At 61.3% G+C, this 16,029-nt stretch carries 14 protein-coding genes and 1 pseudogene; 9 read left to right on the forward strand and 6 right to left on the reverse strand.

The window, feature by feature from the left end; all coding sequences use genetic code 11:
• Positions 1–245: 245 nt before the first annotated feature.
• The 4 genes from ACRWA7_RS15445 to ACRWA7_RS15460 all read left to right on the forward strand — a co-directional run bounded on the left by ACRWA7_RS15445 (position 246) and on the right by ACRWA7_RS15460 (position 4,493).
• Positions 246–1,475 (forward strand): metallophosphoesterase family protein, encoded by a 1,230-nt coding sequence (locus ACRWA7_RS15445; protein ID WP_438391763.1) that lies wholly within the window; start codon positions 246–248, stop codon positions 1,473–1,475.
• 25 nt (positions 1,476–1,500) lie between these two features.
• A complete protein-coding gene (locus ACRWA7_RS15450) occupies positions 1,501–2,157 on the forward strand; it encodes a histidine phosphatase family protein (protein ID WP_438391765.1) in 657 nt (218 codons plus the stop codon).
• 920 nt (positions 2,158–3,077) lie between these two features.
• Entirely contained in the window at positions 3,078–3,317 is a 240-nt protein-coding gene (locus tag ACRWA7_RS15455; protein ID WP_438391766.1) for a type II toxin-antitoxin system prevent-host-death family antitoxin, read from the forward strand.
• Positions 3,318–3,803: 486 nt separating this feature from the next.
• Positions 3,804–4,493, forward strand: a complete 690-nt coding sequence (locus ACRWA7_RS15460) for a DUF4915 domain-containing protein (RefSeq protein WP_438391768.1) — start codon at positions 3,804–3,806, stop codon at positions 4,491–4,493.
• Here ACRWA7_RS15460 and ACRWA7_RS15465 read toward each other — a convergent pair.
• Complete coding sequence (locus tag ACRWA7_RS15465) at positions 4,377–5,519, reverse strand: MFS transporter (protein WP_438391770.1); 1,143 nt, start codon at positions 5,517–5,519, stop codon at positions 4,377–4,379. The two genes, ACRWA7_RS15460 and ACRWA7_RS15465, sit on opposite strands and share 117 nt — an antisense overlap.
• Positions 5,520–6,317 (reverse strand): alpha/beta fold hydrolase, encoded by a 798-nt coding sequence (locus ACRWA7_RS15470; protein ID WP_438391772.1) that lies wholly within the window; start codon positions 6,315–6,317, stop codon positions 5,520–5,522.
• An 84-nt stretch (positions 6,318–6,401) separates the two neighbouring features.
• On the opposite strand from ACRWA7_RS15470, the gene ACRWA7_RS15475 reads away from it, so the two are divergent.
• Complete coding sequence (locus ACRWA7_RS15475) at positions 6,402–6,782, forward strand: MerR family transcriptional regulator (protein WP_438391773.1); 381 nt, start codon at positions 6,402–6,404, stop codon at positions 6,780–6,782.
• 274 nt (positions 6,783–7,056) lie between these two features.
• Here ACRWA7_RS15475 and ACRWA7_RS15480 read toward each other — a convergent pair whose 3' ends face one another.
• Entirely contained in the window at positions 7,057–7,416 is a 360-nt protein-coding gene (locus ACRWA7_RS15480; protein ID WP_438391775.1) for a DUF2917 domain-containing protein, read from the reverse strand.
• A 401-nt stretch (positions 7,417–7,817) separates the two neighbouring features.
• Positions 7,818–8,153, reverse strand: coding sequence for a hypothetical protein (locus ACRWA7_RS15485; protein ID WP_438391777.1), 336 nt, complete (start codon positions 8,151–8,153; stop codon positions 7,818–7,820).
• Positions 8,154–8,370: 217 nt separating this feature from the next.
• Here ACRWA7_RS15485 and ACRWA7_RS15490 point away from each other — a divergent pair.
• Positions 8,371–9,641: pseudogene (locus ACRWA7_RS15490) on the forward strand (alpha,alpha-trehalose-phosphate synthase (UDP-forming)).
• Positions 9,642–9,947: 306 nt separating this feature from the next.
• Here the strand turns inward: ACRWA7_RS15490 and ACRWA7_RS15495 are convergent.
• Both ACRWA7_RS15495 and ACRWA7_RS15500 read right to left on the reverse strand, forming a co-directional pair.
• Entirely contained in the window at positions 9,948–10,361 is a 414-nt protein-coding gene (locus tag ACRWA7_RS15495; protein WP_438391778.1) for a hypothetical protein, read from the reverse strand.
• A gap of 796 nt (positions 10,362–11,157) precedes the next feature.
• On the reverse strand, positions 11,158–12,555 hold the full coding sequence (locus ACRWA7_RS15500; protein ID WP_438391779.1) for an aminotransferase class I/II-fold pyridoxal phosphate-dependent enzyme: 1,398 nt from the start codon (positions 12,553–12,555) through the stop codon (positions 11,158–11,160).
• 272 nt (positions 12,556–12,827) lie between these two features.
• Between ACRWA7_RS15500 and ACRWA7_RS15505 the strand changes: the two genes are divergently transcribed.
• From ACRWA7_RS15505 to ACRWA7_RS15515, 3 genes are all read left to right on the forward strand, one after another.
• The gene (locus ACRWA7_RS15505) at positions 12,828–13,244 is read left to right on the forward strand and encodes an OsmC family protein (RefSeq protein ID WP_438391780.1); all 417 of its coding nucleotides are present in this window, start codon (positions 12,828–12,830) and stop codon (positions 13,242–13,244) included.
• A gap of 67 nt (positions 13,245–13,311) precedes the next feature.
• Entirely contained in the window at positions 13,312–14,613 is a 1,302-nt protein-coding gene (locus ACRWA7_RS15510; RefSeq protein ID WP_438391781.1) for an NtaA/DmoA family FMN-dependent monooxygenase, read from the forward strand.
• Positions 14,614–14,697: 84 nt separating this feature from the next.
• Positions 14,698–15,966, forward strand: coding sequence for an MFS transporter (locus tag ACRWA7_RS15515; RefSeq protein ID WP_438391782.1), 1,269 nt, complete (start codon positions 14,698–14,700; stop codon positions 15,964–15,966).
• Positions 15,967–16,029 lie beyond the last annotated feature (63 nt).

Consider the following 16,029-nt stretch of genomic DNA (forward strand, 5'->3'; position numbering starts at 1 on the left):
CCTCGCCTCGCCCAGCCGATGCCCTGCTTATGCTGGTGGATCTTCAGAAAGCTATAAACCACCCCAGTTGGGACGGAGAAACCACCCGCTTGCCGAGACTCAATTGCACGCTTGCTCGATCACTGACGACGTAATGGCTGAACCTCGACTCTCGGGGTAGGGAAAGTACCAGCGATTGCTGTCGTGAAAGCGACATCGAGCCCTGTCATCTTGACACACATGACCGGGCCAAATTGGGAGGTGCTATGAGCGGACATGTTCTGGTTTCCGGTCGGGGTGCGGGTAATCGCCAATCCGCCTCCACTCCCGCTCCGGCCACCTTCACCTCGCACGCAGCGGGCTCACCATTGCGGGTGCAATCAGCACAGTGGGTCGATCCTCACTTCCCGTTTCAGCCGCTGCCCACGCCAAACGGTTCACCTCCATACCGTTTCGACCTCGCGCAATTACTTCACGCCGATGAGGTCGCGCGGATTGCAGCTTTGGGCAAGATCGTTTTTCACACGGTGGGCGATACCGGTGACGAGCGCGGCAAGCAGATGGATTTCGTCGCGGCCATGATGACGGAGGATTACGAAAACAGTGCCGCGGGCACGGTGCCAGCGTTCTTCTATCATCTGGGCGATGTGGTTTATTTCGCAGGCGATATAGGCGGCTACGGCGAGAATTTCTACGAGACCTACGCTGAATACCCGGGCCTGATTGTCGCCATCGCGGGAAATCACGATTGCCAGCCAGACGACCCGCAGGATGGCCCGGTGGATCCCGACAAGAAGCCACTCGACGGCTGGGTGCAGAACTTTATGTCGAAGAACCCTGCCCAGTTGGGTTCACTGAAGACGACGTCGTCACGCACGCAGATGGACTTGCCCAATGTCTACTGGACGTTCACGACGCCTTTGGCCACAATCATCGGACTCTTCACCAACGTCAGTGAAACGCAGGCGGAAGTCCATCAGGATCAACTCGACTGGTTCAAGGGCGAACTGGCGGCCGCAGATGAAAACAAGGCGCTGATCGTTGCCATCCATCATCCCCCATATTCTGGCGATTCCGAGCATAGCGGTAGCGCGGAGGCGGAGAAGCTGCTATTTCAAAGCTTCGAGGCCAAGAAGCGCTATCCGCACCTGATTCTGTCCGGTCACGTTCACAATTACCAGCGCTTTACCGTTAAAAGCAATGATTCGGATATCACCTGTGTTGTCGCGGGGGCCGGCGGCTATTCCAAACTCGGCAAACTGCAGAAGATCGATGGACGTTATCCCGTGGCTCCATTGCCGTTGTCCGGCACATTGACGCTCGATCAGTACGATCATGACAACTTCGGCTTCCTGCGGATCGAGGTCACGAAAGAGCAAATAGCGGGAACCTATCTGTCCGCTCCCTATGAAGAGACCAGAACGGCGACGCCCCAAACGCTGGACAACTTCGTGATCAACCTGGCTACGCGCAAAGTCGCGACGGTCAAAGTCTAGTTCGCCCTTCGGGAGGACACTCACCATGAATCGACTGTTCGTGATACGTCACGGCGGCAGCACCGGCAACGAGGACCCCTCATTCTACGGCTACAACGATAGCGCGCTGTGTCTGACCACCAATGGCATCCGTCAGGCGTTGATGACAGGCGATGTTCTGAAGAAGATCGACGCAAGCTGGACGAAGCCGGGTAATTTCAATATAGAGATCTACGTATCCGAATACTTTCGAGCTGCCCAAACGGCCCGGATCGTACTGGACGAGATGGGACTACTGTCCGCGACACCGAAGATCACATCGTTTCTGAACGAACGCGATTACGGAACCCGCTACCTTCCGGAGATGGACAAGATTGCCACCTTTGATGGCAACGGCTCGGAAAGCGGTGTCCGTACTCGGGACCGGGTGAAGAATTTTCTTCGTTCTATCGAGCCGCTGCTGTGGCGCGCCAACCTGATGCTCTTCTCTCATTTCGGAGCAATTCGCGCGATCATCGCTGAACTGACCGACCTCTTCGACGATGCAATGATGGACATCGATGTCCCCAACGGAAAAGCATTTCAGTTCAACAGGATCGTTGATGTCGGTGGTCAGTCGAGTTTCCAGGAAGAGGCGTTACCTCATCACGTGCTGGACAAGGCGATACCGTTTATTCAACCGCTGCCACGGACCATTGTATGAAACCGGATCACAGCCGTGCCTGTTTTTCGATTTGTGGCAATGTCACCTTACTGACGGCGCGCGATCCCATCGTTCTGCGAGGCCCCCGGTCAGCAACGGGCGACTCCCGCGCAGTTTGCCTGACTATTCCGGGGCGTTTCCTCGGACGGGTCGCCGGTACGTTGTCGTGTCCCGGTGCGCCACGCCTTGCCCGTAAGGAATCATCCGAGCTACGGTGCGACGGGTCTGATGATGAGCGATACCGGCTTTGACCGTTGACGGCTGGACGTCGGTGGTGACATCCCGGGCATGCGATCGTCTTCAGGCGTATTTCGGCTGCGCACGCTGATGTCGCCAATCGCCGGGAGCTTCGTGGTCGGCAGCGTCACGCGGGCCTCGCTGATGGACGCCCGCGCCAATTCCGAACTGCACGGCTTTCCGGCAGGGCGTGGGTTCTCAGTGCGATGCGCGAACGCGGATCCTCGAATTCCGTCCTGAGGCGACCGCCGTGCAGCGAGTCCCGTGCCACCCTCGCTTTCAGTCCTGACTGCAGCGATGGCGGGACGCCATGCACGGTAACGGAGTGTAGGAGGACCGCCAGTGATTGCAGGGATTACCTGTCGTGCGCGGTTCCCCGGACCGATCAGCAGGGAGTATGTCTGATGCTACAAGGCTCCTTCACCGCGTTCTGCCGGAACGCTGGCGCGGCAAGTGAATCCGGAAGCGTGAAGCGAGGCATTTTTGTGACAGCGAATACCGGTTTGCGGACATTGATTCGCCACAGGTCATGTGTAGTGTGAATGACAAGAGGTGGGTTCGCGATGCAGGCAGGGATGCTTGATCGTGCATTGACTGCGGCCGGGCGATGCGGCGCAGGAGTTTTCCGGGTGAAACGGCCATGGTGCATGGTGCAATCGCCCAGAGATCAGGGGAGAGAAAAGATGGAAGGCCGGTCAGAGAATGACGTGATCACGGTGTCGATAGAGGAGCTGAAGCGTAATCCGCAGGCGATCGTCGATAAGGTGCCGTACACAGACGTCATGGTGTGCCGCGACAACGAGCCGGTTTTCCGGATGATGCCCATTGCGGCGTGGTACGCGCTCCTGCGGGAACTGGAAGCAGCCGGTGTCAATGTGGGAAGTCAGCTAGAGAATGATCCCGGTCCGTCGGGCAGTGCCTGACGGAGCGCTACGGCGATGCCGCGACAGCCGCATCGCAGACATTATGACGCCAGTGTGTGACGAAATACAGAAACGCTAAATCAGTCTGTCACTGAAGTTACATAACCTTCGTCGCGAGGGACGGAGGCCGGGCTGCGCGTTGCCCCCCGGAGGGCGCGAGTTGCGTAGTACCGAAACGGCCAGCGTTTTCGGGCGCTGGCGGACGGTCACCCAGTGTGAGGTGCGTCTCGCGCCGCCGTCCCCAGACCATTTCGCCATTACCTGGCTCGTGCTTTACAGCGCTGATGCCTCATCGGGGACCAGTCAAGATATGCAGGATTCCAGCGCACAGACGGACGCGGTCGGGTCAGCGCTGCCGGATGCTTACTCGCCGTTGATCAATCTGCGGGACACCGACCGTTTCCTTTCGGTACTCGAAGCACTTGGTTGTACGCTGGCCATCAGCCGCAGGCCCTCGGGCGTCGCGTTACTGGCGTCGAAAAGGGCGTGCCGACGCTCTCTGCGTGCCTGCTGCCGCGCTCAATGGGGCTGGCCGTTGCCCTGGACCGACTGGCGATTGCCACAGTGCGGGGCCTGATGATCTTCGCCAACGTGCGAGCGATCGCGGCGCAATTTCCTGCGAAGCCTGACTACTACGATGCGGTCTTCGTGCCGCGTCACACGTTCTATACGGCGTACTGCGATTTGCACGACATGGCGTTCGACGGTCAGGTCGTCCTGGCAGTCAATACCCGCTGGTCGTGCATCTGCGTGATCGACGGCTATTTCAATTTCACGCCGATCTGGCAGCCGCCGGTCGTGCCTGAGCTTTCTCCGGACGACCGCTGCCATCTCAACGGCATGGCGTTTCATGATCGCAAGGTCCGTTTTGCGACGGTACTCGGAACGAGGAATACGCCGTACGGCTGGCGCGCGGGCATGGCTGACAGCGGAGTGGTGATGGAAGTCCCCTCAGGGCGGGTGATTGCCTCGGGGCTTTCGATGCCGCACTCGCCGCGTGTGATCAACGGACAACTCTATGTGCTTGAAGGAGGGCGGGGCCAGGTCCTGACGCGATTGTCAGCGGGACGGTATTCGTCGTCCTGGCAGTCCCCACGGCATGGTGAAACTCAGCAATGCAATGCTGCCCGTCACGACGCCGACCTTGAGCACGGATGCGACGCCGTCTGCGTCTAGCGCTGCTCCGCCGATCAGCGCACCGGTCCCGATTCCCATATTGAAGGCCGCGACGTACAGGGATGACGCCGTGTTCGCGCGATGCGGCGCAATCGCGATGGCCCAGCTTTGCAAACCCACTATGAGCGTCGAGATCGACCAACCCCAAAGCGCCATTTCCAGCCATACGGCGATCTGATCCGAACCCGTAAGCAGGATGGCGCCCTGACTGGCCGTCACACCACCGGCGGCGATGATGGACAGGCGCTTCGGTGGCTGGTCGAGCCAACCGGACACGATGGTTCCTGCCGCGCCCGCAAGACCAAAGGTCATCAGCACTGCGGCATGTCGCGCCACTGGCAGATGAACCACATCGGAGAGCACCGGAACGATGTATGTGTAGCCGATAAAATGGGTCGTCACGGTGAGCGTCGTAGCTAGGGCGGCCCAATAGAGGGATGCGTTGCCGCGAGGCACGCCATGCTCTGTTCCGATATTGCTGTCTACGGCCGCAGGCAGATAGCGAGCGCTGAGCAGAATTGCGATGCCTCCCAGCACGGCATAGGCGGCAAATGCGTTCCGCCAGCCGGCCCAGTGGCCGATGGCTGTGGCGATCGGCACCCCGACCACCAGCGCGAGCGGGATGCCCCCGAGTGCAATCGCGGTGGCACGAGTAGCCGGCACGTCCGGCTCGAGTTGAACCGCGTAGGCAGCGATCATCGACCAGAACACGCCATGCGTGAGCGCGGTCGCCACGCGCAGTGTGGCGAGTACGAGATAGGAACTCGAGAACGCAGCCAGTGTGTTTGTCGCGGTCATCACACCGAGCAGGCTCATGAGGAGCCTGCGGCGGGCGAGCCGCTGGGTAGCCAGCGTAAGCGGCATGGCACTGATCGCTGCTACCCAGGCATAGCCTGTCACCAGAGCACCGACGCGAGCCTCCGAGACGTTCAGGCTGTGGGCGATTTGCGGTAGCAATCCAATCGGCAGATATTCGGTCGTCTGGGCCACGAAGGCGCCTAGCATCAAGACCAGCAGCGCGCGCATTCACCGGTCTCCTGCGAGCAGGAAACCCTTCACCAGCTCCACGAACTCGTCAGGACGTTCGAGGGGCGCCAGATGCCCGCTCGCTAGTTCCGCGTAGCGAGCACCGGCGATCATGGTGGCCAGTTCGCGCGCGCGTGATGGGGGCACCATGTGGTCGTGCGTGCAACCGATCACGAGCGTTGGCTTGTCAATGCGTCGGACCTGATCACGCACGTCGAGTGTGAGGTCCAGTTCCACCTGACGGCCCATGCCTTCCCATTGATTGCCGGTGACGATGGCGTCGACGGAGTCGCCGATCTGTTGCTGGCTCAAACTGGACAGGAAGCCGGGACTAAAGCCCGTGAGCAGAATCAGTCGCGCAAGCGCAGCGCGATCCGTTTTGATCAGATCCCGCCAGAGCGCAAATTGCAGTTTCAGCCGGGCATCGTGGGCTGAAGCGAAGCCTGCGAGCAGAACGACCGAGCGCACACGGTCGGGGTATTCCGCCGCGATATAGACCGCCACGGCCGCGCCAAGCGAGAAGCCGACAAGATCGAACGGCACGACGCCGGCCGCATCCGCTGCGGCGACGACCTGTGCGGCGAGACTTTCAACGGAGAGGGCTTCGCCGTGATCGACCGTTTCGCCGGAGCCGGAGTAGTCCGGCCGCACGACCGTCCAATCAACGGCGAACCGTTCGACCAGATGACCCCAGTTGGTTTGAGCATCCCCACCGGTGCCATGCACCAGTACCAGTCCCGGCCCGTGTCCATCAACCTGATACGCGACCTGCACGCCCGCCACATTGATCTTTGCCATGGTTTCAATACCTCGTTTCAGACAAGACCATTCGAGGCTAAACTCTGACAGCGATGTCAAGGTCAAGCAAATAGGGGCGAGACGATGCGTATCGGAGAATTGTCACGGCGCACGGGGGTGAGCGAGCGGATGCTGCGCTATTACGAACAGGAGGGCTTGCTCAGGCCCGCGCGGACGACGTCGGGTTATCGCGACTACGGCGAAGGGGAAGTGCAGACAGCCAGGCGTATTCGCCTGCTCAGCGCTTCAGGCCTCAAAATCGAGACGATCCGGATCCTGTTGCCCTGCATGCTGGATGAGCCGCCGCGGTTCGAACCGTGTGGGGCCGTGCGTGCCGCCTTGCAGCAGGAAGTCGACAAGCTGGATGACAAACTGCGAGACCTTGGCGAAAGCCGGCAGTTGGTGTCAGGCTATCTACATAGTCTGGAACCGACGACAAGCGGAAATCGTGGAAAGGCGCGGTAATCCCGAGGGTCCCGGCATCTCCATCATCGGACTACGGAGATTCCGGGTGACGATAGCAATCAAACGTGAGGCGCAGATCCGCACCTGCCCCTTAACAGGCCAGCGCGCCGAGTTCGCCGTAGTCGAGCGGAGTGATCTCATCGTTGCCTCAGATACTCATCAGGATGCGGGCGTTGCGCGGGCCTGGATCACGCGTACAAGGTGGTCCCCGACCGCAAGGACAGGTTCATCGGTCACGGCCCCGTCGTATGCATGCTCGGAAAGCGCGACATCGTCAGGACCCGAGCACGAAGAGACGGCTGAACATGCGACCCAGTGGGTTGCCAGTGGGAACGTAGCTGCTCGTGAGCGACACTTCGGCAGCGATATCGGCATCTGTGCTTAACCACACGCGTTCGCCGCGCACGAGGCGAATGACGTCGCCTGGCACAAGCCAGTGATCGTACGAAGAGATCGACCGGGTGAGCCATAGGCGCGCCTTGTCTGCTCGCAGATCTGAGTCGACAGCGATGCGCCAGGAAACGGTCTGGCCAGGCATCACGCCGAAGTGCAGCACCATCTTCGGCGTCACGTCCTGACGGGTGTCGTGATGGGTGATATCAGCAAAAGCGCGGCACGAGCTTATGGGTTTCATCTTCTTCTCCGTGATGTAAGCCGGCGGACGAAGATACCCAAAAAGCAAAAGGCCCCGTCCTGAGTCGGCGGGGCCTTGCGAAAGCTTAGATCGGTCTCACATCTTTCGCGCGCAATCGCCCCTGAATGCTGCCCACATTGGGCATACATTTCGGCTAATCGGAATCGCAATAAAGGTGGACGTTTTCATAGATTTGAGTATCGCCATGATGAGCGTGACCTGTCAATATGATTCTTGATCCGTCGCCGCGCAAACCAGCGGTAGTGGACGCACGCATGCAATGCTCATCCTGAGGTAGCTGGACGCTGGCGCGGGTTGCGGCGCAGTGTGTCTTCGATGCGGGTATCAGGTTAGCTGTGCTCGCGCGAGGCGTGCGTCGGGGACCGACGCGTCCGGCCCATTCAACTGAGATGATCAAGAATCAGCGAATGTTTTCGATCCGGCAGCGTGTCAGGGGCTGCGAAGACGAGACCAATCTCCTCACGCGTACGCCATCGCAGCTGTGCGCGTTTTTCTCGATCCAGCGAAAGACTGGCCTCTTCGAAATTCCGATGTTGCTTCGATTGCGACGTCATTGCGTCGATGGATTGCAGTGTGGTGACCGAGCGTTGAGCGATCCATAGCCAGTGGTGGACGCGGTAACGGGGTGCATCGCTGGGTAGATCCAGCCGTCTGATTTCGGCGAGATGCCCTTCGGGCGAAAAGAAGAGGGAGAGCATTTCGTAAGCAGGAAGCATGGTTCGGTCGTGCATCGTTATGCAAGTTCGCCTGGGCCCTGATCTGCAGGCCGTATCGCATAGGGTTTGGTGTCGTCTGCAAATCCCTCGCTTATATCGAGCCCGATTAGGGGGGCGCCCCCAGGCGAGAGGCTTCAGCCCGAAGAACAGATGCTTATCAGCCGTTTGAGTCGTATCGTGGACGGCGACAATCAGCAAGTCACGAGCGGACTTCCTAATTGTCGCGCACCAGACGGACGCGTCGGGTGGCCAGGCCGATGTCCAGTTGCAGGCTTCCGGCAATGTCACGCTGGCCACCATTGACCTGGAACAGCAGGATTACGACACGTATTACCTGGGTTATGCCAACGGGGTGTTGTGGCCGGTCTTTCACTACCGGCTCGATCTGGCGAACTTCGACACGCGCTTTGCTGCGGGATACCGGCGTGTGGACCAGCTGTTTGCCCGCAGGCTGATGGCGCTGCTCAGACCCGAGGACGTGATGTGGGTTCACGACTATCACCTGATTCCGCTGGCTGCGGAACTGCGGGCAATGGGGTGCGCTAACCGGATCGGGTTCTTCCTGCATATTCCCATGCCGCCGCCGCTCGTCATGGCGGCGCTTCCCGAACACGAATGGCTGATGCGCTCGCTGTTTGCCTACGACCTGTCGGCTTGCAGACGGAAGCCGACGTGACCCACTTCACGCATTACGTCGAATCAGAGGCGCACGCACAACGGGTCGGCACAGACGGGTTGCGCGCTTTCAACCGCACATTACGTATCGGGGCATACCCGATCGGCATTGATGTCGACGAATTCACCGCATTGGCCAATGCGAAGGAGGGGCGCGACATGTTTGCGCGGATGCGTGAAGAGTATTCGCGAAGGCGGCTTCTCCTTGGTGTCGACCGGCTCGATTACTCGAAGGGCCTGCCGCAGCGGGTCCACGCGTTTCGCGAACTGCTTGCCCACTATCCGGAAAATCACAATAGCGCGACGTTGATCCAGATCGCCTCACCGAGCCGCGAGGCCGTGGGGGCGTACGAAGATCTGCGCCGGCAGATGGACAGTCTGTGCGGCGCGATCAATGGCGACTATGGCGAGCTGGACTGGATGCCGGTTCGCTACATTCACCGTAACGTGGCGCGCAGACGTCTGCCGGGCCTGTATCGGGCGAGCCGGGTAGCGCTCGTGACGCCACTGCGTGATGGGATGAACCTGGTAGCCAAGGAATTCATCGCGGCGCAGGATCCGGCCGACCCCGGCATGCTAGTGCTCTCGCGTTTCGCCGGGGCTGCGGAACAGTTGAAGGAGGCGTTGCTCGTGAACCCGTACGATATACAAGGTACGGCTCACGCTATCCAGAAGGCACTGACCATGCCGCTGGAGGAGCGGATCCAGCGGCATGCATCGCTGCTCAGGCGCGTGCGCGAGCAGGACGTGCACTGGTGGTCTTCCCGCTTTCTCGACACGCTGGGAGATATGTCGCACAGTGAGGATGACTGAGCCCTGATCATCTTTCAGGCAGGCATGACCCCGTCTGAAGCCGTATCAACTTAGGACTGCGTTTGACACGGATACGGACCACACCAGAATCCGTGTTGAAGAGGGGGAATTTCTCTTCCCGAATACCGGCGTCTGACGCGGGTAGCCGTCGAGCCCCGACTGCTCAATGGGCATGAAGTCGCGCGGCCGTCAGAGCGGTTGCACGCAAGACCGGGAGCAAGGCTTGCGGATTGCGGCGCCGGGACAGGCGCCCAGAAATGGTCGGCGAGGACAGTGTCTGCTGGCGCGGTGGGATCAGATATCGGTTCACTGAGATTTCCTCAGGTGTGTTGCCGCCATATCAGGAAAGCTTCCAGCCTGAAGTACCCGTGACAGTCTCTCTTTCGCGGCTGCGATCTGATGCACCGGGACTGAAGCAAGTTGCGCGTCATGCAAACACAGGACCGCTTCGATGTTGTGACATAGTGCGTCGCTCAAGCGCCATTCACCGCCTGTGGTGGAGTCCAGGATGCTCGATTTGAGGGCAAGCTCTGCCGCAAGGAATTTTTCCGACGTCGACTTGATGTGGTCGGGGGCACACAGAAAGTAGGTGAGATAGACCGTCTTCAGCAGTTCGCCTGCGAGTTCGATATTACCTCGCCCTGACCGGAGTGCGACCAGTGCCATATGGTTCTGCAGCGATACGGCTCGCGCGGTAGCTGCAGCCGTGGGCAGCAGCATCTCACGTGTTCTGGGTGGGGCCTTACCTGGGGTTTTGCGCTTACGCGATTTGTTAGCCATGGGAAAAGAGTGGATCCTGGCATCGTGACGATAGCACTCCCTGATGTCGTCGCACTGGCCGGGTCAAACCTGTCGGTCTCCCATGTCCGCAGGAATGCAAAGCAGTGAGAGGCGACTTCCGACCGTCCCAGTCCCTTCTGCGAAGGCGCGCGGGCGTACGTCTCAGCCATGCGGGAGAATGTGTGCGTGTGGGCCGGTACTCCGTTAATGCTGCGGGCGGTTGTTCAATCCGCCTCGACCTCGTGCCACACCTATGGCGTCTGTGTGCGGCGCGGGATCGTGTGTTGTCCAGCCCGCAGGTCTATGGGATACCGAAATCCAGGTGACCCATGATGCGCCCGCTGTCTGCGCCGACCTCGAAGGTCGGGTTCCGCAATCGTCTGGGTTCGAGAATGCTGTCCGCGTCGCCCAGACAGATCCAGGGACTGGTGCCGGGAGGCTGCGGGTCGGTCTCGCGGATCCAGTTTGCCCCGCATCCACAGCAGCGGTACCGGCTAACAAGAATAGGTCGGCGTAGCATTGGTCTCAGCTTCCGGGGGGGACCGACGGGCCTAAGCCCGCAGTGGGGCAGGGCAGCTCCTTCCTGCGTGAGTAGCCGCTGGCATGAATCGCAGAGCATTGTCGCCAATTTGACGGAAAGGTGACTGATTCTAACATGCACCATACGGGGCACGTTTTGTGGCCTTCATGATTCATCGGGCAAAGTGCAGGGTGGACCTCGCGGCAATACACGCTGCTAGAGGGGCTGCGTCGTGAGCGTTGGCCTGCCCTGTATCTCTTCAAACCGGTCAGCGATCTGTTCAAGCGCCTTGATGTCATCGGGCAAGCGGGCCGTGGACAGGCGCAGGAATTCTCCCGTTTTCGGGCCGACATGGCAGCGGCTTCCACTACCGACCGAAATGCCCTGCGCGGCCAGTGAGACGATTGCCGCTTCCTCGCGTGGCACCGAGACCCACAGGTTCAGGCCGTCGTTTCCCTGAGCCGTCAGCCCTCGTGCACGCAGCAGCCTGAGAAGGTTCTCGCGGCGGCTGGCATAACGTTGCCGGGCATTGGCGATGGCCGCGCCGGTCCGCTCGTCGCGCAGCAGCCATGCGAGCGCGCCCTGAAGGATCCTGCTGTTCATCGCGGCGCCAAAGCTGCGCAGGCGTCGAACGCTGTCGATGAGTTTCGACGACCCACCGATCACGCAGGTGCGAAGATCGATTCCGTATGTGTTGCAGTATCCGCGCACCAGCAACGTCCGGTCCGGCAGCAGTGCCCCCATGCTCGGCGCCGTGGTTTGCGAAAGCGGGCCAATGAAATCGTCCTCGACGACCTGGGTATTCGGGCTGCGCCTCAACTCCAGCGCCAGTTCGCTCAGTCGCACTGCGTCGACCGCATGGCCAAGCGGCACCTGAGCGCGCGGCTGATAGATGAATGCCGCAGGTTGCCGGGTCAGGGCTTCGCGCAGGGACCCGGGTGTGGGGCCGCTGTCGTCGCAGGCAACGGCAATCAGCTCAAGCCCGAGCGTCGCACAGATGTCCAGCAGCCGCGGGCTGGTCGGCGACTCGATGGCGACAACGCTTCGTTCGCCGGCCGCAGCCTGGATGGCGAGCAGCGTACCTTCCGTGCCGCTTCCCGCAGTGCTCCATGCTTCGGGCTGAAACGGCCAGGTCGGGCTCACTGCGGCCACCAGGCCCGGGATCGCGTGTTCCTTTGACGCGCGATGAACCGAGGACTCCTGCAAGCCGGCCAGCAGCGCTTGTCCGAGCTCAGGCAGCAGCGCGTAATCGATGAGGCCCTGCGCGAGATCCCACGACTGTTCGTCGCGAGCCTCCGGGCGCACCGCGACCCGTGCGGCGATGTCCGTCACGACCGTTCCGCCGCGGCGCCGCGTTTCGATCAGACCGAGCTCGCGCAGGCGGGACCAGGCGCCCGCGACCGTCGCCGGACTGACGCCGAGAAGGGAACCCAGTATGCGCACGGTCGGCAGGCGCGCGCCGGTCTGCAGCCGCCCGGACTGGATGAGGTCCCGGATGCTGTTGACCAGGTTGCCGCCGCCGTCGGTCTGAACATAACGGGCCAACCAGTCGGCTTCAGCCAGCTGGCCGGTGTCGGAATCCAGGTTCTCGGGCGCGTCTTTGGTAACGGTCATTCATTCAGTCCATGGTTGTGGCCACATCTCAAAGCAGGTCGGGAGGCCCACCGGACGGGGCTTGCCGCCGTTGAGACTGCTTCGGGAACGGCAGTTTACCGCGAGTCCCGTCATACCGGTCAGTTTGCGACATTCCATTGTGAGTGGCCTTGGTAAGGGTGAACATATTTATATGAGATAAACATATCTGAATATGTTACTGGAACAAAAGAGCGGCGCGGTATCTAATTTCGCTACGCAAAACCCTCTTTGATCTGGAAGGATGTCTACTCATGAGCGAGCAACGCAGCGCGACCGCAACCACTATTGGCGTCACGGGACGCTATCTGGTAGAGAGCCGCGGCAATCACTTCGTGTCGGATTCGCCGTCTGCGCGCGATGGCGACACGGTCGCGACGGAACCCTCCGAACTGTTGCTGTCGGCATTGGGTGTGTGCGCGCTCGGCAGCGTCGAGAAGGCCGCACGCGAGCTGAACCTGACGGTGAAGCACGCCACGGCGGCCGTCGACTCAGTGCGCGACGCCGAAGACCGGACCCGCTTCGAGCGCGTGCATATCGATGTCGCGGTGCATGGCGTCACGCAGGCCGAGGCGCAGCAACTGATTGACCACTTCACCAGTGGCTGTGTGATCTACAACACGGTCCGGCGCGGCGGCCCGGTTTCGGTCGCGGTGCAGGCGCATCCGTAATCTGCGGTACACGCGCCCGTAACCCTCTGCCACCTCGTAGCCCGATCCGAACTGACCTTAAGCAATCATGGCACGCACACCGTTTCACCTCGCATGGTTCATCTCCCGCGGCTATGGCCCGAAAGCCTGGCGGCTGCCGTGGGGCGGCCCGAACCCGAAGGGATGGACTTCGCCCGACCTGTTCGTCGATCTCTCGCGAGCCCTTGAGCGCGCGGCGTTCGACTACGTGATGATCGAGGATTCGTCGAACATCCCCTATACGTACGGTAATTCGCACGATACCTATCTGCGCTATGCGGTCGATTCACCGAAGCTCGATCCAGCCGTGCTCGCGTCGTTCCTGATCCAGGCGACGCGCCGGCTCGGGGTCGTGACGACGCTCTCGACGACGGAATATCACCCGTTCCAGCTCGCGCGCCTGACTAACACGCTGGACCACGTGAGCCTTGGCCGCGCCGGCTGGAATCTCGTGACCGGCAGCAACGACGGCGGTGCGCAGAATTTCGGGCTCGAACGGCAGTATCCGCACGATGAGCGCTACGAGATGGCCGACGAATACGCCGACCTCGTCACGCGGCTCTGGGAGTCGTGGGATGAGGATGCCGTCGTGATGGACCAGGAAAACGAGATCTTCGCGCACTCGTCGAAGGTTCGGCCGGTGTACTTCGAGGGCAAATATTTCCGCTCTCGAGGACCGCTCGGCGCGCCCCGCTCGCCGCAAGGGCGGCCGGTGATCTGCCAGGCGGGCGGTTCGCCGCGCGGCCGCCAGTTCGCGGCCCGCTGGGCCGAAACGATTATCGGCACCGCGCGCAGTGTGGCGTCGATGAAGGCGTTCCGCGACGATATCCGTGCGAAGGCGCGCGAGGCGGGGCGCGACCCCGACGGCATCAAGGTGCTGTTCCTGATCACGCCGATCGTCGACGAGTCGCGCGAGAGCGCCGAACTGCGTCGCCGCGCGCAGATCGAGGACACCGAGCGGCACCTGGACGCGCATATCGCGTCGCTGGCGCGCCTGAGCGGAATCGACTTCTCGAAGTTCGACCTCGATGAGCCGTTGCCGGAGCTGACGTCGAACGGCCACCAGACGCTCGTCGCCCAATACACGGGCCGCACGCTGCGCGAAATCAGCAGCAGCGGCAAGATGCTCTCGGATGTCAATCTGGTCGGCACCGCGTCGGACGTGGCCGCACGACTCTCCGAAATCGTCGACGAAGTCGGCGGCGACGGTTTCCTGCTGATGGACCCGGACCTGACGCGGCGCTACATCGCTGAAATCACCGATGGCCTGGTGCCCGAGTTGCAGCGTCTTGGCGTGGTGCGCAAGCATTACGAGCACGAGCGGTTCAGGGACAATCTGATGGCTTTCTAGAGCAGGCGTCCCGCCCGTTGCTGGCGGCCCAGATGATCTGCGAAACGCATATTCCATTAACAGATTAGCATTCCATATAAAAATATGTACGCAAACCAGTCCGTTCAGGATGTTTCCCCCTCAACACAGACCTCGATTACACGAGAGGCCTGGGGCGTACTGGCAATCGTCACGGTATTCTGGATTGCGGACGGCTACGACACGTTCGTGCTGCTCGTGACCGGGCGGCCGGCACTGATGGAATTGCTGCGTCCCGAGACCGCCCCCGCATTTGCGAGGTACCTCGGATATCTGGTGACGATCACACTGGCTGGCTGGGCCACGGGCGGCGTGCTTGGCGGGGTGATGGGCGACCGGATAGGCCGCCGAAAGACCATGATTCTCGGCGTCGCACTGTACAGCGTCGCGACGACGGCATCGGCGCTGACTTCATCGTGGGAATCACTCGGGCTTGCGCGCTTTCTCACTGGCGTGGGCATTGGCGCGGAGTGGGGCGTCGGCGCGTCGCTGCTGCAGGAAGTATGGCCGGAGAAATGGCGTACTCGTGGTGCCGGCCTGCTGCAGGCCGGTTTCTCGGTCGGCGGCTTGCTGGTGTCCGGCCTGTGGGTGGTGGTCGGTTCAACGCTCGGTTTCTCCTGGCGCTGGATGTACTTGTTCGGAGTCATGCCGCTTGTGATTATTCTCGCTGTTTACCGGCACATCCCGGAGTCGACCCGCTGGGTGAAAGCGCACCATGACGCCAAGCCCTTTGCGCTCTTTGCCACGCCGGTGGTGCGCCGTCATCTGATCGCGGCGCTCGCCGTGTCGATCTCGATCACGGGCGGCTGGTGGACGGTGACGTCGTTTTTGCCGACCTTCGTCGCAAGCCTCGCGCACGATCCGCGTACCGCTGCCTCGCTGGCGGGTTGGGCGGGCGCGTTGTACAACCTTGGCGAGATCGTCGGCTGCATCGCGATGGGTTTTCTCGCAGAGAGCTGGGGGCGACGCCCAACGACGATTGTCTACCTGCTCGGTTCGCTGCTGATCGTGCCGGTGGTGTTCGCCGGCCTCGGGTCCGCGCAGGCGGTGACGCTGGCCCAACTGGTCTCGGGCTTCTTCACCGGCGGCCTGTACAGCTGGTATGCAATCCATACGCCGGAGCTGTTCCCGACACGAATCCGCGCCACCGCCATCAGCATCGTGTTTTCCGGCGCGCGCTATCTGGCGATGATTGGTGCCATCGCGGCCGGCACGCTCGCCGCTGCGCTGGGCGGCTTCGGCAAGGTCGCCATCTGGTTCGCCCCGGTTTATCTGATCGGCGTGGTTGCGATGCTGTTCCTGCCGGAAACGCGTGGCAAAGGCTTGCCGGACTGAATCTTCGATACGTGTGCCGTGTGCAAGGCGTCCGATCCGGCTCTCCCGAATAACCTCACCTCT

This window comes from Caballeronia sp. DA-9 (genome assembly GCF_051615025.1).
Lineage (GTDB): Bacteria > Pseudomonadota > Gammaproteobacteria > Burkholderiales > Burkholderiaceae > Caballeronia > Caballeronia sordidicola.